This is a genomic window from Rhodanobacter caeni (assembly GCF_039523575.1).
Taxonomy (GTDB): Bacteria; Pseudomonadota; Gammaproteobacteria; order Xanthomonadales; family Rhodanobacteraceae; genus Rhodanobacter; species Rhodanobacter caeni.
Window position 1 is genome coordinate 244,373 of record NZ_BAAAFO010000002.1, and the last position, 17,502, is coordinate 261,874.

Here is a 17,502-nt window from a genome sequence, read left to right on the forward strand (position 1 = left end):
GGGGGTGCCTCAGGAACGTGATGGGGTGGAAGAGGAAAGCGGCGCGGGCGTATCGGCCTGCGGACGGAAGCCGCCGCCGAGCGCCTGGATCAGCTGCACCGAGAGATCGACCTGCTGCGCCTGCAACTGCGCCGTGCCGCGCTCGGCCGCAAGCAGCTGCTGGCGCACGCTGAGCGCCTCCAGATAGCTGCCGATGCCGGCCTTGTAGCGCTGCTGCGCCAGCTGCCACGCCTGTTGCGCCGCCTGCTGCGCGCGCTGCTGCGCCGAGAGCTGCTCCTGCAGCGATTGCAGCGCCGACAGCTCGTCGGCCACCTGGTTGACCGCGCCGACCAGGGTGCGGTTGTACTGCGCCACCGCCAGGTCGTATTGCGCATCCTTGCCGGCCAGGTTGGCGCGCAGGCGGCCGCCGTCGAAGATCGGCAGGCTCAGCGACGGCCCGACCTGGTAGAAGCGCGCGGGCAGGCTCAGCGGGTTGCCGCCGCCCAGCGCGATCACGCCGGCCATGGCGCCGATGCTGATGTTGGGCATGAACCCAGTCTTCGCCGCGGCAATGCCCTTGCCCGCGGCCTCGACCCGCCAGCGCGCGGCCACCAGGTCGGCGCGATGGCCGATCAGTTCCATCGGCAGGTCGGTCGGCACCGCCAGTTGCGCCGGTCGGAGAGCCTGCGGTCGCGCGATGTCGAGGCCGCGATCGGGGCCCTTGCCCAGCAACACCGACAGCGACGAGCGCGCCGCCGACACGGCGCGCGTGGCCAGCGCCATCTGCTGTTCGGCGCTGGCCACTTCGGCATCGCTCTGCCTGAGCTGGATCCGGTTGTCCACGCCGGCGGCCACCCGCTGGCGGGTCAGTTCGCGCGCCGCGCTGGCACGCTCGTGTTCGGCCTTGGCCAGATCCTGCTGCGCGAACGCGTAGCCGAGCTGCACATAGGCGCGCGCCACGTTGCCGGACAGTTCGATGCGCGCGGCGCGGGCCTCGACCTCGGCGGCGCGCGCGGCGCCCACCGCCGCCTGCCAGGCCGCGCGTTTGCCGCCCCACAGGTCCAGCCCCCACTTGAAGCTGGCGTAGCCGTACTTGGCCAGGGCGAAGTGGCCGCCGCCGGCATCGGCCGGCATGATCGTGGTGGGGATGCGCGCGCCGGAAACACTGGCGCCGGCATCGACGGTCGGTGCCCGCGCCGCATCGGCCGCGCCGGCCTCGGCCTGCGCCGCCCGCGCGCGGGCGTCGGCCACGGCGAGGTCGGGGTTGTCGCGCAGCGCCTCGGCGATGAGCGCGTTCAACTGCGCGTCACCCAGGGCGCTCCACCAGTCGCCGGCCGGCCATGCGGCGGCGGCGGTGCCGGCCAGGCTCTGTTGCGTTTTCAGCGCGGAGGGGTCGAGCGGCGTGCCGTCGGGGCGGAGGCCGCCGTCGCTGACGCAGCCGGCCAACGCGAAGGTCAGTCCGACCGCTGCGGCTATCAGGTGCAGGCGCATGGGTGAAATCCTGGGAGTTCGGGTTCGAAATCAGGTCTTGTCGCGGAGCGCCAGCAGCACGCGCTCCAGGTAGTCGTGCAGGCGGTCGCGTTCGGCTTCATCCAGCGAACGTTGCGCCGCTTGCAGCACGCGCTCGTTGCAGCCGACCAGTTCCTGCCACATGGCCTCACCGGCGGCGGTCAGCTCGATCCGCAGGGCGCGGCGATCCTGCTGGTGCGGACAGCGGCGCAGGTAGCCCTTGCGTTCGAGCTGGTCGAGCTGGCGGGTCATCGCGCCGCCATCGAGCTCCACCGCGCGGGCCAGCTCGGTGGCCGACATCGGCCCCAGCCGGGCCAGCCGCTTGAGGATCAGGAACTGGGTAAAGCGCAGGTCGACGCCTTTGGCGGCCAGCTCCGCCTCCATCGCGCGGACGATTTCCGTGCGCACCAGCCCCAGCAGGATGCCGAGGCTGTCCTTGGTGTGGGGAATGGGCGGTTCGCAGGCCATGGCCGGGCATTCTATTGCCTGGATTATATTTGTCAAGGCAAATATGTTGGTGTCCATGTTTGCCGGGGCAAGTGCTGCTTGGAAGGGCGAAAGCCGCCGCCGCGGCCGCGACCGCCTGGGCCCCGTTTCAACCTGCCCGCGTGCGCAAGAGCGCCAGTTCGTCCTGCACCAAATTGCGCAAGGCGACGTCGCGGATGGCGAACAGGTCGAACACGCCCAGCGCCACCAGGGTGGGCAGCTGCGCCAGCAGGCGCGGTTCGGCTTCGCGCCGGACCGCCTCCGGCGTGGCCGGATCGAGCATCAGCTGCGCGTGCACCACGAAATCGGTGAAGGCGTCGGTGTCGTGCGGCACGGCTTGGGGAAAGGGGAGTAGCGACATGTCGGTCTCCTGGCGATGGGGCAAAACGGACAGGCACGGCGATGGCCGGCGGCGAACGGACTGGGCAGTCGTACCTGGCGGAGGTGGACGGAAGTCGAGGCGTCCGCATGGCGTGTTCGGCGATCGCGCGCGGAGAAGTGACGGACGGGACAGGCCACCCTATTTCCACCGCCGCTATCATGGGAAGGCACTTCCCACTGCTGGTACTCCCACCACCACCACGCCGGTTGTCGATGACCACGCCCATGCAACGCAACGAGCTGAAGGCTTTCCTGCGCACGCGGCGGGCCATGCTGACGCCCGAGGCGGTGGGCCTGCCGCGCGGCACGCGCCGGCTCACGCCCGGCCTGCGGCGCGAGGAAGTGGCCACCCTCGCCGACGTGGGGCTCACCTGGTACACGTGGCTGGAGCAGGGGCGCGACATCAACGTGTCAGCCGCCGCGCTCACCCGCATCGCGCGCGCCTTGTCGCTATCGGCCACCGACGAGACCTACCTGTTCTCGCTGATGGGCCTGTCGCGCATCGAGGTGCCCGAGCACCAGTTCAGCCTGCCGCCGGTGACGCAGCAGGTGCTGGACCTGTACCAGGCGCCCGCGTTCGTGCTCGACACGGTGTTCAACCTGCTGGCCTGGAACCGGCTGGCGGGGAAGCTCTACGACCTGGGCGAGTTCGGCGGCCCGTTCGCCGACAACCATCTGTGGAACGCGTTCATGAACCCGGCCCGGCGCCGGCTGTACCCGGATTTCGAGAACGGCGCGCTGAACCTGCTGGGCATGTTCCGCATGAACTACGCGGCGCACCCCGAGGATCCGCGTTTCGACCGCCTGATCGGCGCACTGACCGCGGCCAGCCCCGAGTTCGTGACGCTGTGGCAGCGCTGCCACACCGCGCCGCTGAGCGCGATCATCGTGCCGTTCTTCCACCCGGATTTCGGCGATCTCAGCATCCACTCAATGCGCATGCCGATCCGCGACGAGGACCACCTCGACCGCGCCACCGCCTTCTTCTTCGCGCCCGCCGACGAACCCACCGCCGCGAATTTCGCGCGGATGGCGCAGCGCCTGGCGAGCGAGCCCGCCTGACGCGACGCCGTAGGAGCGACTTCAGTCGCTTTGGACGGGATTCGTGGTTCGTGGTTCGTGGTTCGTGGTTCGGAAAAGCGTCGGAGAAACCGTTACTTCTCCGCCGCCAGGCGCGCCATCACCGCCTCGGTGACGCGGGCGCAGCGTTCGCCCATGAACGGGAACGCGTCGGCCAGCGAGGCGGCCACCGAACCGTGCAGCGAGTGGCGCAGCAGCCGGCGGGCGCGGTGCAGGCGGGTTTTCACCGTTTGCGGGTTGATCGCCAGCTGGGTGGCGGTTTCCTCCACCGAGCACTCCTCCACGTCGCGCATCATGTAGACGGTGCGGAACGCCGGCGGCAAGGCGTCGATGGCGTGTTCCAGCAGATGGCGGATCTGGGTGCGCTCGGCGGATACGGCCGGGTCTTCGCTGCCGAAGCGCGAGGGGAACTGGACGATCTGGTGGGTATCCATGGGGGATTCGTCGATTTTCTCCAGCCCGACCATGTTGTGCCGCTTGCGCAGCCGGCCACGGGCCTCGTTCAGCACGATGGAGGTGAGCCAGGTCAGCAGGCTGGACTCGCCACGGAAGGTGTCCAGCTTGCGGTACGCGCGCAGGTAGGACTCCTGCAGCACGTCTTCGGCCTCGGCATCCTCACCCAGCACGCTGCGGGCGATGCGGAACAGTCGCTGGTTGCAGCGCTGCATGATGTGGCGGAACGCGCCTTGCTGACCACCACGCACCAGGGCCACCAGCGCGGCATCGTCCAGCGCGGTGTAGTCAACGGCAACGGCATGAAGGGAAGCGGACATGATTTCTCCTTGTACACCGATTGAGATGCGATGACCTCGCCGCAGGTTCCCGCTGCAGATTTCCGGAACCCCCGCGGCGGCACGCGCATCCCATGGCCGCAGACGGGCAACTGCCGAACCTGCCCATGTCCATCAGGAGAAATCACGTGAAAAAGTCACTTTTCGCTCTCGCCATCGCCCTTGCTTTCGGCACCGTCGCCAGCGTGCAGGCGCAGCCCGCGCCGGCCGCCGCCACCGCGCCGGCCACCATCGATGACGCGCAGATCGCGCACATCGCCTATACCGCCGGCCAGATCGACGTCACCGCGGCCAAGCAGGCGCTGAAGAAGTCGCACAACAAGGCCGTGATCGCCTTTGCCGAGGAAATGCAGCGCGACCACGCCGCCGTCAACGAGCAGGCGCTGGCGCTGTGCAAGAAGCTGGGCGTGACGCCGGCCGACAACCCCACAAGCCAGTCGCTGGCCAAGGCCGCGGCGGCCGAGCAGGCGAAGCTGGCCGCGCTGAGCGGCGATGCGTATGACAAGGCCTATGCGGCCAACGAGGTGGCCTTTCACCAGACGGTGAACCAGGCGCTGTCCGGCACGCTGATTCCGGCGGCGAAGAACGAGGAGCTGAAGTCGTTGCTGGAAACCGGGCTGAAGCTGTTCGAGTCGCACCAGATGCACGCCGAGCACCTGGCGCAGAGCCTGAAATAAGGAGCTGATCATGCGTCGCGCGATGATGATGGTGTTTGCCAGCCTGCTGGCGATGGGCGACGTGGCGGTGGTTGCCGCCATGCCGACGACACCGCCCGCTGATGTCCCGTCGGCCACGCCGGCGCCGCAAGTGCACGTCATCGTGGTCGACACGATGGCCTATGGCCCGATGCCGACCGGCGTACGCGCCGGCGACATCATCGAGTGGGTCAACCGCGGCATCCTGGAACACACCGCGACCGCCCGCGACGGCCGCTTCGACATCGACCTGAAACCGGGCGCCACCGTGCGCATGAAAGCCACGGCCGGCACGGTGGAGGTCTACTGCAAGTTCCACCCCACCATGGTGGCCACGCTGGTGGTGAAGTAGCCGGCAGCGGGAAGCGGCTCTTTGTAGGAGCGACTTCAGTCGCGATGCTCCACCCCCGAGCCGCAAGGCAAAGGCATCGCGGCTGAAGCCGCTCCCACAGTTGGGGCGCGCCAATACGTTGCGCGCCCTCTTTTTCAGGCCACGGCTTTCAGCTTTCGTCCACCACTGATCTCGAAACCCTCGCGCAGGTAGAAGCGGAGGCTGGCGTCGAATTCGGGCAAGGGCGGCGTGCAGACTTCGATGCGGCGCCATCCGCGCGCCCGCGCATGCGCTTTCACGGCCTCGATCAATGCGGCGCCGATGCCGCCCGAGCGAAAGTCGGGCGCCACGTAGAATTCCTGCATCGTGCCGATGGCGCCACCGGCATACAGGGCATAGCCCTGCGACAAGCCGACAAAACCCACCGGGCGTTCGTCCACCGTGGCCAACAGCGTGGTGTAGCTGCCTTCGGCAAGCATCCGCGCGCACAGCACGGCAGTCCCGTCGATATCCAGGTCGAAATGCTGCACGCCCATGCGGCGGGAGATTTCCTCCGTGAGGGCAACGGCCATGTCGGCGATGGCCGGTGCGTCCGCTGCGGACGCCTGGGTGATCTCGAAGTGCACGGTGAGAAGCCAGCCTTGTCGTGGGGTAAGAAAGTATAGGTCGCTACGGTTTCGGTGCCCCCGGTTTCACGTACGTGTCGAACAGCTCGTACACACGCCGGTATTCGTCGTACCAGGCGTCGGGATGCACGAAGCCGTGGCGCTCCATCGGGTACAGCGAGATCCAGAAGTTCTTCTTGCGCAGCTCGATCAGGCGCTGGTACAGGCGGATGGAGTCTTCCGCCAGCACGTTGTCGTCGATCAGGCCGTGTTCGATCAGCAGCGGATCCTGCAACTGGTCGGCGTACTCGATCGGCGAGCTGGCCGTATAGGCGGCCGGATCGAGCTGCGGGTCGTTGAGGATGTTGGCGGTGTACTCGTGGTTGTACAGCGTCCAGTCGCTGACCGGGCGCAGCGCGGCGCCGGCGGCGAATTCGCCCGGCGCGCGCAGCAGCGCCATCTCGGTCATGAAGCCGCCGTAGCTGCCGCCGTAGATGCCCACGCGTTGCGGATCGACGCCGTGGTTTTTCACCAACCAGGCCTTGCCGTCCAGCAGATCCTGCAGTTCCGGATGGCCCATGTTGCGGTAGATCGCGGTGCGCCAGTCGCGGCCGTAGCCTTCGGAGGCGCGGTAGTCCATGTCCAACACGGCGTAGCCGCGCTGCACCAGCAGGTTGTTGAACATCTGCTCGCGGAAGTAATAGGTGGACGACAGCGTCACATCCTGCAGGTAGCCGGCGCCGTGCACGAACAGCACCGCGGGGCGGCTGGCGCCGTCGTTTTCGGCCGGGCCGTAGTACTTGGCGTAGATCACGCCGGCGCCGTGGCTGGAGGGGATCTGCACGATCTGCGGGGTGATCCACTGATGCGCGGTGAAGGCCGGCTTCATCGTGTCGGTCAGTTCGCGCGGGGTGCCGCCGGCCGCGGCCTGCACCGCCAGTTGCGGCAAGCGGTAGGCGGAGGAATGCAGCACCGCCAGCTGGCGGCCATCGGGCGAGAGCTTGAAGTCGTCCATGCCCTGGAAACGGGTGACGCGCTTCAGTGCGCCGCCCGTGCTGGGCACGCGGTAGACGTCGTAGCTGTACGGCGCCACCTGGTTGCTGCGCAGGTAGAACCAGCGGCCGTCGGGGCTCAGTTGCGGGTGGCTGACTTCGAAGCGGCCGGTCGTCAGCGCCACCGGCTTGCCGTCCAGCGGCTTGCTGTAGAGCTGCGACCAACCCGTGTGCTCGCTGAGGTACCACAGCGTGTAACTGTCCTTCAGCCAGCCGAAATCGTTGAAGTTCCAGTTGATCCAGGCCGGGTCGGTGAGCCGTTGCTGATTGACCAGCGCGTGTTTGGCGAAATCGACGCTGGCGATCCAGCGATCCTTGTTGTCGATGGCGCGCAGTTGCACGGCCAGTGCGGTGCCGTCGTCGCTCCAGGCGATGTTGTCGCCACCGTCGCCGGCCACGGTCACCGGGCGCACGTCGGGCGCCTTCAGCGCCTTGGCCTGGTCGGCCTTGCCGGCCTTTTCCAGCGCGGCGATCGCATCGCCGCGCAGCGCCTTCAGCGGATCGTCCTTGATGCCGGGCAGGGTGTCGGTGGGCAGCGCGTGCGACGTGTGGCTGGCCAGGTCGAGCAGCAGCAGCGACTGGCCGGCCGGATCGTTGCGACCTACATACGTGTGCACATCCTCCGGCTCGGCGTAGCCGCTGTCGGTGACGTAGTGGGTGAGCTGCGGCCGCTTGCCGGGGTCGGCGTCCTTGGGCACGGTGACCAGCAGCATCCAGCGGCCGTTGGGCGAAAGCTCGGCATCGACCAGCTTGATCTTGTCGCCCAGCCAGAACGGCATCGGCGAGCGGCTGGGGTCGGCGGCCTGCAAGGCCTCGTCCTCGCGGCGGGCGGCGTCCTTGTCGGCCTTGATCCGGCGCAGCGTGCTGAAGGTGGCCAGCTGCCGCTCGCCCAGCGCATCGGGCCTGGTGTCCTGCGGATCGTCGGCGAATTTCAGCAGCGCCACCGGCGCCACCACGGCCTGGGCCAGGTCGTAGCTGTACCAGTCGTTGCCGTCGCGGAAGTGCAGCGCGCGGCCATCGGCGGAGAACTGCGGCGAGGATTCGTCCTGCGGCGTGCGCGTCACCTGGCGGCGCTGGCCGCTGGCCACGTCCACCACGAAAACGTCGCCATGCAGGATGTACGCGGCATGCCGCCGGCCGCGGTCGAACACCGGATCGCCACCGGCCTGCGCCCGCGCCGCGGCATCCAGCTTCACGCTCTGGCCGCTGGCCGCATCGACGCGGTAAAGGTCGCGCACCGGGCTGCCGTCGCGCTTCACCGCGTAGTAGATGCTGCGCCCGTCCACGCTCCAGTACGGGTTTTCCACCGGCTGGCCGACCCAGTCGGGGTTGGCCATGATGGTTTCCAGGTCCAGCGGTTCCGGGGCGGCCTGTGGTGTTGCTGCCAGCGGCAGGACGGTGAAGGCGATGAGGCCGGCAAGCAGCAATCGGCGCATGGCGTGGGTTTCCCGCAAATGGCCAGCATAGCGGGCGAGCCCGGTCGCGCATGCCACCCCTGCCACAAGTCAGGCATCGCGATCACCCGGAAACGAAGTGGCCCGCGTTACCCTCGACGTCTTCGTTTTGCTGGGAGTTTCCGTCATGCGCAAGACCCTCGTGGTGGCCCTCATGTTGTCGGTAACCGGCCAGGCCCTGGCCCAGGCGCCGACGCCGGACGCGCGCACGCCCTCGCGCGAGGTGGCGCTGATCGACCACCGCGTGCTGCCGCCGCCCACGCCCGCGCGCACCGACCGCAGCGTGCTGCACGGCGTGACCGTGGCCGACCCGTACCGCTGGCTGGAAAACCCCGACGATCCGCAGGTGCAGGCGTGGATCGCCGCGCAGAACGCCTACACCGAGGCCGAGCTGGCGAAGATGCCCGAGGGCGCGGCGATCACCGCGCGGGTGCGTGAGCTGGCGATCACCTCCACCACCCGCAGCGGCCCGGTGCTGGCCGGCGGCACGCTGTTCTACCAGCAGCAGACGCCGCCGCAACCGCAGCCCGTGCTGGTCGCGCAGGCCTGGCCCGACGGCGCCGCCAGGACCTTGGTGGACCCGAACGCCGACCACGGCGGCACCGCCATCACCGGCTACTGGCCCTCGCCGAAGGGACGCTACCTGGCCTACGGCACGGCCGAGGGCGGCAGCGAGCTGACCACCCTCCACGTGCTCGACGTGGCCAGCGGCAAGCGCCTGCCCGACACCCTGCCCTGGGCCGGCGGCGGCACCACGCCGCAGGGCGTGGCGTGGGATGCGGACGAGCGCGGCTTCAGCTACGTGCGCTTCGTGCCGCCCGTGCCCGGCAAGCCGGTGGAACAGTTCAACGCGGCGCTGGCGCACCACGCGCTGGGCCAGCCCGCCACCGCCGACCGCACGGTATTCGGCCGCGATTACTCGAAGGTGGCCGAGTACGTGCTGGTGGACGACACCGCCTCGGCGCAGGCCGCCGTGCTGGCGTACGAAGGCGACGGCGGCCCGGCCGAGGTGTTCCTGCGCCGCGGCGACCAGTACCGCAAGGTGCTCGGCCACGACGCCAATGTGCGCAATGCGGCCTGGGTGTCCGGACGTCTCTACGTGGCGGCGTTCGCGGACGCTCCGCGTGGCCGCATCGTGGCGGTGGATGCGAGCGGCACCACCACCACGGTGCTGCCCGAGCGCAAGGGCGCGATCCAGCAGCTGGCGCCGCTGGGCGACGGCTTCCTGGTGGTGCGCAGCGAAGGCCCGGACTGGTGGGTCGAGCAGTACGACGCCAGGGCCGCCTTCGTGCGCCGGCTGCCGCTGCCCGCGCACGGCATCGGCGTGGGCGACATCGCGTCCGAATCGGGCCAGGACAAGGCGCTGATCAGCTACAGCGGCTGGACCACGCCGTCGCGCTGGGTCGAGTACGACGGCCGCAGCGGCAGCTTGAAGACGATCTTCCAGGTCAAGCCCGCCGCCGACTATTCGAAGGTGAAAGTGCAACGCATCGACGGTACCTCGAAGGACGGCACCAAGGTTCCCGTCACCGTGCTGTCGATGCCCGGCACCACCCCCAACGGCGCGCGCCCCACCATCCTGTACAGCTACGGCGGCTTCGATATCCCGATCAAGCCCGGCTTCATCGGCGCCAACCTGGCCTGGCTGGAGCGCGGCGGCGTGCTGGCCTACGCCAACATCCGCGGCGGCAACGAGAACGGCCAGGTGTGGCATGCGCAGGGCCAGAAGCTGGCCAAGCAGAACGTGTTCGACGATTTCCACGCCGCCGCGCTGGCCCTCATCCACACCCGCTGGACCGACCGCCGGCATCTGGGCATCCTGGGCGGCAGCAACGGCGGCCTGCTGATGGGATCGCAGATCGTGCAGCATCCGGCCGATTACCGCGCCGTGGTGGCGCGCGTGGGCATCTACGACATGCTGCGCCACGAGACGGATTTCGCCAACGGCCCGTACAACGTCAGCGAGTACGGCAGCATCACCGACCCGGCGCAGTTCAGGGCCACCCTGGCGTACTCGCCGCTGCAGAACGTCAAGCCCAACACCGCCTACCCGGCCGTGCTGATGACCACCGGCGCCAACGACCCGCGGGTGGCGCCGTGGCAGTCGCGCAAGTTCACCGCCGCGCTGCAGAACGCCACTTCGTCGGATCGACCGATCCTGCTGCTGACCCGCATGGACGCCGGCCACGGCGTCGGCGCGCCCTTCAGCCAGCGCGTGGGCGACACCGCGATCGGCTTGACCTTCTTCGCGCACGAGCTGGGTCTGCCGTAGGAGCCCACCCTGTGGGCGATGCTTTCAAGGGGCTCAAGGCATCGTCCACACGCCAGGCATGCGTCAAACGGACGGCCGCCCTGTCGCACGCGGCTGCTACGATGCCGCCCGTCTTCCACCACCGATCGCCGCCATGTCCCTGCTGCCCACCGTCGAACACGAAACCGCCGCCAACCCGACCCACAGCATCCTCTGGCTGCACGGCCTGGGTGCCGATGGCAACGACTTCGCGCCGATCGTGCCGGAGCTGGTGGCGAAGGAGTGGCCGGCGCTGCGCTTCGTGTTTCCGCATGCGCCGGTGCAGCCGGTGTCGATCAACGGCGGCGTGCCGATGCGCGCCTGGTACGACATCCACGGCTTCGACGCGCGGGCGCGCCAGGACGAGGCGGGCATTCGCGCGTCGATCGCCGCCGTCGAGGCGCTGATTGCCCGCGAGAACGCGCGCGGCGTGCCGGATGAAAACATCTTCCTGGTCGGCTTCTCGCAAGGCGGCGCGATCGCGCTCAGCGCCGGCCTGCGCCATCCGCGCAAGCTGGCCGGCATCGTGGCGCTGTCCACCTACGTGCCGATCTCCAACCTGCTGGCCGCCGAGCGCCACGCGGCCAACGCCGCCACGCCGATCTTCTGGGGCCACGGCAGCGCCGATCCGGTGGTGCTGTACCAGCGCGGCGTGGATTCGCGCGACCTGCTGCAGTCGCTGGGTTATACGGTGGACTGGCACAGCTACCCGATGCCGCATTCGGTCTGCGCCGAGGAGATCGCCGACCTGCGCCAATGGCTGGGCGCCCGGCTGGCCTGAACCCCCGCGTACGGCATACTCGCCGGATGCGCGAACCGTCCGCCCGTCGCCCCGAAGCCAGCCCGCTGCCGGACTTCTGCCGGCTGCCGGCGCTGTTCGCCTGGTTCGTGGTGGGCGCGCTGACGGTAACGGTCATGTGGCTGGCGCCCGGCCAGCCGCGCGGCTGGTCCGGCTACAGCGTGGCGGTGCTGTTCGCGAGCTGGCTGGCGCTGGTGATCGCCGTGCTGCTGTGCAAATCGCGGCCGTGGCTGCAGCGCCTGCCGGGCCGCTCGCCGTACGTCGGCGCGTGGCTGCTGATCATGCTGATCGTGGTGGCCGCCAGCGCCGCCGTGCACTGGCTCGACGCCTCGTTGCAGATGCCGTTCATCGCAGCACCGATGGGGATTTTCGTGCGCGACAACGCCGTCATCACCGCGCTGCTGGGCGCGGCGATGCTGCGCTACTTCTACGTGCTGGCGCAGTGGCAGGCACGGCTGGCCGCGGTGACGCGGGCGCAGGTCGGCGCGTTGCAGGCGCGCATCCGGCCGCACTTCCTGTTCAACAGCATGAACACGGTGGCGGCGCTGATCCGCGTCGACCCCGCCGCGGCCGAGCGCACGGTCGAGGACCTGTGCGAACTGTTCCGCGCCGCACTGGGCCAGCACGACACCGACGACGGCACCCTGGGCGAGGAGCTGGCGCTGATCGAGCGCTACCTGGCCATCGAGCAATGGCGCCTCGCCGAGCGCCTGCGCGTGGTGCGCGACCTGGATGAGCTACCCACCGACTTCCCGCTACCGCGCCTGCTGCTGCAACCGCTGGTGGAAAACGCCGTGCGCCACGGCATCCAGCCACTGCGCGCCGGCGGCGAAGTGGTGTTGCGCGGCGCCCGCGAAGGCGCCGGCGTCAGGGTGGAAATCATCAACCCGTTACCCACTACGCCGCCGGAACCGGGCAACGGCCACGGCCTGGACAGCGTGCGCCAACGCGTCGCCTACCACTACGGCCCCCGCGCCCGCTTCGAGGCCGGCCCGCGCGGCGACCAGTTCGTGGTGACCCTGCACCTGCCGGGACCGGCCGCATGACCCGCGTACTGATCGTCGACGACGAACCGCTGGCCCGCGCCCGCCTGGCCGCGCTGCTGGCCGAATGCGACGGCTGCGAACTGGTCGGCAGCGTGGCCGACGGCGAAGCCGCGCTGGCCGTGCTCGGCGAACTGCAGCCCGACGTACTGCTGCTGGACATCAACATGCCCGCACTCAGCGGCACCGCCCTGGCCGGCCGGTTGGCCGGCCGCCCACGGCCATTGATCATCTTCTGCACCGCCTACGAAGCCCACGCCCTGCAGGCCTTCGAACTCGGCGCCGTCGACTACCTGCTCAAACCCGTCCGCCTCGACCGCCTGCGCGAAGCCCTGCAACGCGCCCAACGACGCCTGGCCGAACCACCCCGCGAACGCACCACCTTCCTCCACGGCCGCCTGCGCGGCGCCCCCGTACGCATTGCCCTGGACGAAGTGATCTGCCTGCTGGCCGACGAGAAATATGTGGTCGTGCAACACCAGGCCGGCGAGTTGCTGATTGAGGAATCGCTGCGACAGCTGGAGGAAACCTACCCCGATCAACTGCTCCGCCTGCACCGCAATTGTCTGGTGCCGCCGGCGCGGTTGCTGGGGCTGAAAATCCTGCCGGATGGTCGTGCGTTGGCGCGGCTGGATGGCACTGAGCTCGCGCCTGAAGTGAGTCGGAGGAATCTGCCGGCGGTGCGGAAGTTGTTGAGGTTGGGGTGAGGTGTCGGGTTATATCAAAAGGAGTCACGCGGCAGCGGCTCACAAACGGGCGAGCGCATCGCCTGGTGCAGCGAAGGGAGGCCGCCAGCAGATACGCACAGGACGGTCGTTCGTTGAGGCGAAGCGCGCGATCCTAGTTTCGACGGGATTAGGCTGCATCAACGGAGGCGAGTCCTTGATTCGGGCACACCAACAGCACCAAGAAGATATCTCCGCACGGGGATAGGCTGCAGGATCACCCTGCACTTTGAAATTTACATAGCGTTAGCCATTACTGAAGGATCAGCCATGTCCGGACCAAAAATCAGCCTGAACAAGCTCGGTGAGTACCTTACCGCTACGCCCTCGCGACGGAAGCGCATCATCCAAGATCAACAGGATCCTAAAGCCTTCATTGCCGCAAGATACTCGGACGCCCGCGCAGAGATCTTGCAGTACCTCGTTTCCGGGATGGCGGATGAGTCATCTCTCTTGGCCGCAGCTCAGCGGCTTCGTCTCGATGACAATGGAACTGAGTTCGCTCACCAGGACCGACTCGCATCGGCCGAAGCGATTGAGAATTTTCTTGAAGCCAGCGAGCAAATAGAGCTCGATGATCTAACCGTCGTTCCCCTGGAAAGCTCAGCATCAGAGTCAATGGAGATCAGCGGAGTCTCGGTATCTATACGGCCAGATGCCTATCTCAAGGACCCGATAACTGGAGACATCAAGGGCGCTATCAAACTTCATTTCCCCAAGACGACGCCGTTAACTGAGTTGGCGGCCGGATACGTTGGAGCAGCGACTAAGGTGTTTTTGCAGAAAGAAAAGAACTCGCCAGTCGTAGACCATCGCAAATGCTACGTAGTCGACGTTTCCACTCAGACCGTCTCCACTGCTCCGAAGTCCCATGTTCGCAAGATGAATGACATTGCTGCAGCCTGCGAGGAGATTGATGCAAGATGGAAGCGGGGTAATGGCTAACAATTCATTCAAGCCGACGCCGCTTCGCGGTGCGGCTTAATTCAGGCGTTATGTGGCACAGGAGAGATTCGTGACGTCCCACCAAGAGCTCTTCAAGATCGCCGATGAGCTAGACAACCAAGCAGGGCTCGGCCAGATCCCTGAAATCAAGGAACCCATAGCCGCGCTTCGACGTGCAGTTAACGAAGTCGGGCGCTCTTTCTCTGGCTCTTGGCTCGGCTATCACTCACGGGTCTACTACCAGAACTTTCAGCCACCTCCACCTGGCGCACATTTCAGTCAGGAGTGGGGGCTAATGGACACGATTTCCGGCATGGGTTCGCGCGGAGATTGGATGGAGTACGACTCTGAAGCTGTAAAAGCGCACATCCAATCGCTCGCAGGCCACTTCGATCTATCGCGAGCTCACGAAGCAGCGAACGCTGCAGAAGAATCTTTCAAATCTGCGAAAGCGGGCATGATATCTATCATCCAGACTGAGATAGATTCGGGCAGTGACAAGTTTCTTGAATCACTACAAGAGCAGCTTGAAAAATTCGAACCGTTGTCCCCGTTCGAGGTCGCACAAAACATGAATCGCGGAGGTCAGGTGATGACACGCGACACAATCGTTCTTGGCCAAGGGACACAGCTGCCACCTCATTGCGCAATAAAGTCAGAATACCGTTCAATAGAGCATGCGCTCGCAATCTGCCACGAAGCTGGTTTGATTGCCCGAAAAGCCGCTTCTCACATCGAAAGAAAGAACAAACGCGCCGCGTCAACAGTCAGAATCGGTACAAACGTATTTATTGGTCATGGGCGCGCTACCGCATGGCGCGACTTGAAAGATTTTGTTCGAGATCGCCTTTCTCTGCCATGGGACGAGTTCAACAGGGTTCCGGTTGCTGGCGTGACCAACATCGCTCGACTTTCTGAAATGCTAGAAGCTGCGGCAATTGCATTTCTAGTGATGACTGCAGAGGACGAGAGAGCGGACGGATCACTCCAAGCGCGAATGAACGTCATCCATGAGGCCGGGCTATTTCAGGGCTGCCTCGGGTTCACCAAGGCGATAGTGATGCTGGAGGAGGGTTGCGAGGAGTTCACCAACATCTCAGGTCTTGGGCAAATACGCTTCCCTGCCGGCAACATTTCGGCGGTGTTCGAGGAGGTGCGTAGGGTTCTGGAGCGAGAAGGCCTACTGTAGGCTAGGCCGTAGCACGGCGAAACAGGGGTCAGAGTAAACTTTCTAAATCGACTGACCATTGTTTCTGGCAGGCGCACGAAAAGCCCTTGCTCTAGAAGCCTCGGTAAACCCGAATGCAGGAACAAGCCAGAGCATCGCGACTGAAGTCGTTCCTACAGGTGGTTTGTTGCCTGCGCTCGCGCACATTCGATGGACAGCGCAATCTCTGGCGCTCCGGAACCTCTGGCGAGGCGAGATGACCTCTTTGTTGCAAGGTGGGGAAGAACTACTCGATGACGCAGGCTCGCCGGTGACGCGCTAGGAGAACATCGCCCCTACACCGCGCAGGAAACGCGCCGAAACGTCGTCGTACAAGGCGTTTGCCTCGGTGTCGATGCTGCGCCGCTCGGGCTTTTCCATGAACCAGGCGATCGACTCGTGGATCGCGTCCTCGAAACGGTGTTGCGGTCGATAGTCGGGTACGAGGGAGCGCACCTTGGTATTGTCGAAGATCGCGGCATTCGCCTTGTCGCCCTTGATGGGGCCCTCGAAAGCCTCCTTGTTGAAGCGCACCAGGAGGTCGGTGGGCACGAATACGGTCTGCTCGTAGACGCGCCCGGGGTCCAGGCCCGCGGCGCTCGCGGTGAACGCGTGGATCTGGTTCCACGTCATCACGTCGTCCGACGTGATGTGGAAGGCCTCGCCGATCGCCTTGTCGTTGCCCAGCAAACCCGCAAAAGCATGCGCGAAGTCGCGATGATCGGTGAGGGTCCACAAGCTGGAGCCGTCGCCAGGGACCAGGATGGGGACGCCGCGCTTCATGCGGTCGACGACGGTCCACGGGTGCGTCCACGAGTTGATCGCGGCGGGGATGTCGCAATGCGCATACGTGTGTGAGGGCCGGACCACGGTGAAGGGGAATCCGGTTTCACGATGAGCGGACTCAAGCCGCGCCTCCGACTCCGCCTTGTCCCTGCTGTATTGCCAGTAGGGGTTGGCGAGCGGCGTGGAGCTTTCCCTGGCGATGTAGAAGCTTGGAGGGGTTTCGTAGGCGGAGGCGGACGAAATGAAGACGTACTGCCGGGTGATGCCCGCGAAGGTCTCGATATCGCGGCTGATGTGGTCGGGATCGAATCCGATCCACTGGACCACGGAGTCGTAGTGGCCGTTGGCCGCAACGTCCGACTTGATCGCCGCCCGGAACGCCGCCGTGTCGTTGACGTCGGCCACGATCACGTGAGCGCCCTCCGGGGCGTTGGCCTTGAGCGAAGTGCCCCTGTTGATCAGGGTCAGATCGTGCCCCCGGGAGACGACGAGCGGCGACACCGCCGAAGAAATAAGTCCCGTCCCCCCGATAAACAACATGCGCATGCTGGGCTCCCTCGTGCCATTTCAGACCGAGTCGAAACGATTCGACCCACTCGCCAATGTATCTGGTTGGTGGCGACACGTGAGGCGAGCCGGCGACAACAGCATTGGTCACTGCCAGAACTCACCGGGCGCCGCTTGGCCGCAAGGTTGCGTAACATCCCGTTCCAGGTTGGCGGCTGCGCCGACGCTCGACGATGGCATCAGTCAACGCAGGACATCCATGACTCGACATCTGCTTTTGGCGGTGGCTCTGGCCGCCGTATCCGGCACCGTTTCGGCGGCGCCAGCCGCGCAGGCCAGACACGCCTGTTTCCATTCCATGGAGCCGTTGGAGAAGGACGTCGGCTTTTGCCAGGCAGTCCGTAGCGGCAACACGCTTCATGTATCCGGTGTGGCGGCCGGCGGCAGCATGGATGCTGCCGTTCGCTCCGTGTACGGGCGGCTTGGCGAGGTTCTGCAAGCGCAAGGGCTGTCTTTTGCGAACGTGGTGCGCGAAACGGTGTTTGCCACGGACCTGGACGCGTTCATCGCCAACAAGGCCATTCGCCACGAGTTTTACGGCGCCAACCTGCCCGCCGCGAGTTGGGTGCAGGTGCAGCGCCTTTACCTCCCGTCCTTTGTTCTGGAAGTCGAGTTGACGGCGGTGTTCGAGGAATGAACGGCGGGCCGGCAAGGCGGGGCCGCGACTGAAGTCGCTCCTGCATGTGGCGGATGGTCGCCGCCATGTCCTTGGCGCTTTACGGTCACCCGTTCTCCTCGTAGACCGTGCTCGTCGCGCTGTACGGGAACACCCCCTTC

The 17,502-nt window shown here is 66.5% G+C and carries 17 protein-coding genes; 10 read left to right on the top strand and 7 right to left on the bottom strand.

Annotation, left to right across the window (positions count from 1 at the left end; genetic code table 11):
• Positions 1 to 9: 9 nt before the first annotated feature.
• The 3 genes from ABD017_RS05555 to ABD017_RS05565 form a co-directional block, all read right to left on the bottom strand.
• The gene (locus ABD017_RS05555; protein WP_343881018.1) at positions 10 to 1,470 is read right to left on the bottom strand and encodes an efflux transporter outer membrane subunit; all 1,461 of its coding nucleotides are present in this window, start codon (positions 1,468 to 1,470) and stop codon (positions 10 to 12) included.
• A gap of 30 nt (positions 1,471 to 1,500) precedes the next feature.
• The gene (locus ABD017_RS05560; RefSeq protein ID WP_343882182.1) at positions 1,501 to 1,872 is read right to left on the bottom strand and encodes a MarR family winged helix-turn-helix transcriptional regulator; all 372 of its coding nucleotides are present in this window, start codon (positions 1,870 to 1,872) and stop codon (positions 1,501 to 1,503) included.
• A gap of 211 nt (positions 1,873 to 2,083) precedes the next feature.
• Positions 2,084 to 2,335, bottom strand: a complete 252-nt coding sequence (locus ABD017_RS05565; protein ID WP_343881020.1) for a hypothetical protein — start codon at positions 2,333 to 2,335, stop codon at positions 2,084 to 2,086.
• A 245-nt stretch (positions 2,336 to 2,580) separates the two neighbouring features.
• Here ABD017_RS05565 and ABD017_RS05570 point away from each other — a divergent pair, with 245 nt between their 5' ends.
• Positions 2,581 to 3,417 carry a helix-turn-helix transcriptional regulator gene (locus ABD017_RS05570; RefSeq protein WP_343881022.1) on the top strand — a complete coding sequence of 279 codons (837 nt, stop codon included), beginning with the start codon at positions 2,581 to 2,583 and terminating at the stop codon, positions 3,415 to 3,417.
• 92 nt (positions 3,418 to 3,509) lie between these two features.
• Here ABD017_RS05570 and ABD017_RS05575 read toward each other — a convergent pair whose 3' ends face one another.
• The gene (locus tag ABD017_RS05575; protein ID WP_343881024.1) at positions 3,510 to 4,208 is read right to left on the bottom strand and encodes an RNA polymerase sigma factor; all 699 of its coding nucleotides are present in this window, start codon (positions 4,206 to 4,208) and stop codon (positions 3,510 to 3,512) included.
• Between the two features lie 146 nt (positions 4,209 to 4,354).
• Here ABD017_RS05575 and ABD017_RS05580 point away from each other — a divergent pair, with 146 nt between their 5' ends.
• A complete protein-coding gene (locus tag ABD017_RS05580) occupies positions 4,355 to 4,903 on the top strand; it encodes a DUF4142 domain-containing protein (protein WP_343881026.1) in 549 nt (182 codons plus the stop codon).
• A gap of 10 nt (positions 4,904 to 4,913) precedes the next feature.
• Positions 4,914 to 5,273 carry a cupredoxin domain-containing protein gene (locus tag ABD017_RS05585; RefSeq protein ID WP_343881028.1) on the top strand — a complete coding sequence of 120 codons (360 nt, stop codon included), beginning with the start codon at positions 4,914 to 4,916 and terminating at the stop codon, positions 5,271 to 5,273.
• Between the two features lie 134 nt (positions 5,274 to 5,407).
• On the opposite strand, the gene ABD017_RS05590 is transcribed toward ABD017_RS05585, so the two are convergent.
• Positions 5,408 to 5,878 (bottom strand): GNAT family N-acetyltransferase, encoded by a 471-nt coding sequence (locus ABD017_RS05590; RefSeq protein WP_343881030.1) that lies wholly within the window; start codon positions 5,876 to 5,878, stop codon positions 5,408 to 5,410.
• A 43-nt stretch (positions 5,879 to 5,921) separates the two neighbouring features.
• The gene (locus ABD017_RS05595; protein ID WP_343881032.1) at positions 5,922 to 8,345 is read right to left on the bottom strand and encodes a S9 family peptidase; all 2,424 of its coding nucleotides are present in this window, start codon (positions 8,343 to 8,345) and stop codon (positions 5,922 to 5,924) included.
• Positions 8,346 to 8,490: 145 nt separating this feature from the next.
• Here ABD017_RS05595 and ABD017_RS05600 point away from each other — a divergent pair, with 145 nt between their 5' ends.
• From ABD017_RS05600 to ABD017_RS05625, 6 genes are all read left to right on the top strand, one after another.
• Positions 8,491 to 10,635, top strand: coding sequence for a prolyl oligopeptidase family serine peptidase (locus ABD017_RS05600; protein ID WP_343881034.1), 2,145 nt, complete (start codon positions 8,491 to 8,493; stop codon positions 10,633 to 10,635).
• 133 nt (positions 10,636 to 10,768) lie between these two features.
• The gene (locus ABD017_RS05605; protein WP_343881037.1) at positions 10,769 to 11,434 is read left to right on the top strand and encodes an alpha/beta hydrolase; all 666 of its coding nucleotides are present in this window, start codon (positions 10,769 to 10,771) and stop codon (positions 11,432 to 11,434) included.
• A gap of 26 nt (positions 11,435 to 11,460) precedes the next feature.
• A complete protein-coding gene (locus ABD017_RS05610) occupies positions 11,461 to 12,498 on the top strand; it encodes a sensor histidine kinase (protein ID WP_343881039.1) in 1,038 nt (345 codons plus the stop codon).
• The gene (locus ABD017_RS05615) at positions 12,495 to 13,202 is read left to right on the top strand and encodes a LytR/AlgR family response regulator transcription factor (RefSeq protein WP_343881041.1); all 708 of its coding nucleotides are present in this window, start codon (positions 12,495 to 12,497) and stop codon (positions 13,200 to 13,202) included. Before ABD017_RS05610 ends, ABD017_RS05615 begins: the two co-directional genes overlap by 4 nt.
• Before the next feature lie 288 nt (positions 13,203 to 13,490).
• On the top strand, positions 13,491 to 14,165 hold the full coding sequence (locus tag ABD017_RS05620; protein WP_343881043.1) for a hypothetical protein: 675 nt from the start codon (positions 13,491 to 13,493) through the stop codon (positions 14,163 to 14,165).
• Between the two features lie 70 nt (positions 14,166 to 14,235).
• Positions 14,236 to 15,354 (top strand): TIR domain-containing protein, encoded by a 1,119-nt coding sequence (locus ABD017_RS05625; protein WP_343881045.1) that lies wholly within the window; start codon positions 14,236 to 14,238, stop codon positions 15,352 to 15,354.
• Between the two features lie 297 nt (positions 15,355 to 15,651).
• Here ABD017_RS05625 and ABD017_RS05630 read toward each other — a convergent pair whose 3' ends face one another.
• Complete coding sequence (locus ABD017_RS05630; RefSeq protein ID WP_343881048.1) at positions 15,652 to 16,704, bottom strand: NAD-dependent epimerase/dehydratase family protein; 1,053 nt, start codon at positions 16,702 to 16,704, stop codon at positions 15,652 to 15,654.
• A 220-nt stretch (positions 16,705 to 16,924) separates the two neighbouring features.
• Between ABD017_RS05630 and ABD017_RS05635 the strand changes: the two genes are divergently transcribed.
• Entirely contained in the window at positions 16,925 to 17,362 is a 438-nt protein-coding gene (locus tag ABD017_RS05635) for a RidA family protein (RefSeq protein WP_343881050.1), read from the top strand.
• Positions 17,363 to 17,502: the final 140 nt, after the last annotated feature.

Bases quoted from the DNA above. Each gene is read 5' to 3' on its own strand.
- ABD017_RS05555 (WP_343881018.1), bottom strand. From the start codon at position 1,470: ATGCGCCTGCACCTGATAGCCGCAGCGGTCGGACTGACCTTCGCGTTG.
- ABD017_RS05560 (WP_343882182.1), bottom strand. From the start codon at position 1,872: ATGGAGGCGGAGCTGGCCGCCAAAGGCGTCGACCTGCGCTTTACCCAG.
- ABD017_RS05565 (WP_343881020.1), bottom strand. From the start codon at position 2,335: ATGTCGCTACTCCCCTTTCCCCAAGCCGTGCCGCACGACACCGACGCC.
- ABD017_RS05570 (WP_343881022.1), top strand. From the start codon at position 2,581: ATGCAACGCAACGAGCTGAAGGCTTTCCTGCGCACGCGGCGGGCCATG.
- ABD017_RS05575 (WP_343881024.1), bottom strand. From the start codon at position 4,208: ATGTCCGCTTCCCTTCATGCCGTTGCCGTTGACTACACCGCGCTGGAC.
- ABD017_RS05585 (WP_343881028.1), top strand. From the start codon at position 4,914: ATGCGTCGCGCGATGATGATGGTGTTTGCCAGCCTGCTGGCGATGGGC.
- ABD017_RS05595 (WP_343881032.1), bottom strand. From the start codon at position 8,345: ATGCGCCGATTGCTGCTTGCCGGCCTCATCGCCTTCACCGTCCTGCCG.
- ABD017_RS05600 (WP_343881034.1), top strand. From the start codon at position 8,491: ATGCGCAAGACCCTCGTGGTGGCCCTCATGTTGTCGGTAACCGGCCAG.
- ABD017_RS05605 (WP_343881037.1), top strand. From the start codon at position 10,769: ATGTCCCTGCTGCCCACCGTCGAACACGAAACCGCCGCCAACCCGACC.
- ABD017_RS05610 (WP_343881039.1), top strand. From the start codon at position 11,461: ATGCGCGAACCGTCCGCCCGTCGCCCCGAAGCCAGCCCGCTGCCGGAC.
- ABD017_RS05615 (WP_343881041.1), top strand. From the start codon at position 12,495: ATGACCCGCGTACTGATCGTCGACGACGAACCGCTGGCCCGCGCCCGC.
- ABD017_RS05620 (WP_343881043.1), top strand. From the start codon at position 13,491: ATGTCCGGACCAAAAATCAGCCTGAACAAGCTCGGTGAGTACCTTACC.
- ABD017_RS05630 (WP_343881048.1), bottom strand. From the start codon at position 16,704: ATGCGCATGTTGTTTATCGGGGGGACGGGACTTATTTCTTCGGCGGTG.
- ABD017_RS05635 (WP_343881050.1), top strand. From the start codon at position 16,925: ATGACTCGACATCTGCTTTTGGCGGTGGCTCTGGCCGCCGTATCCGGC.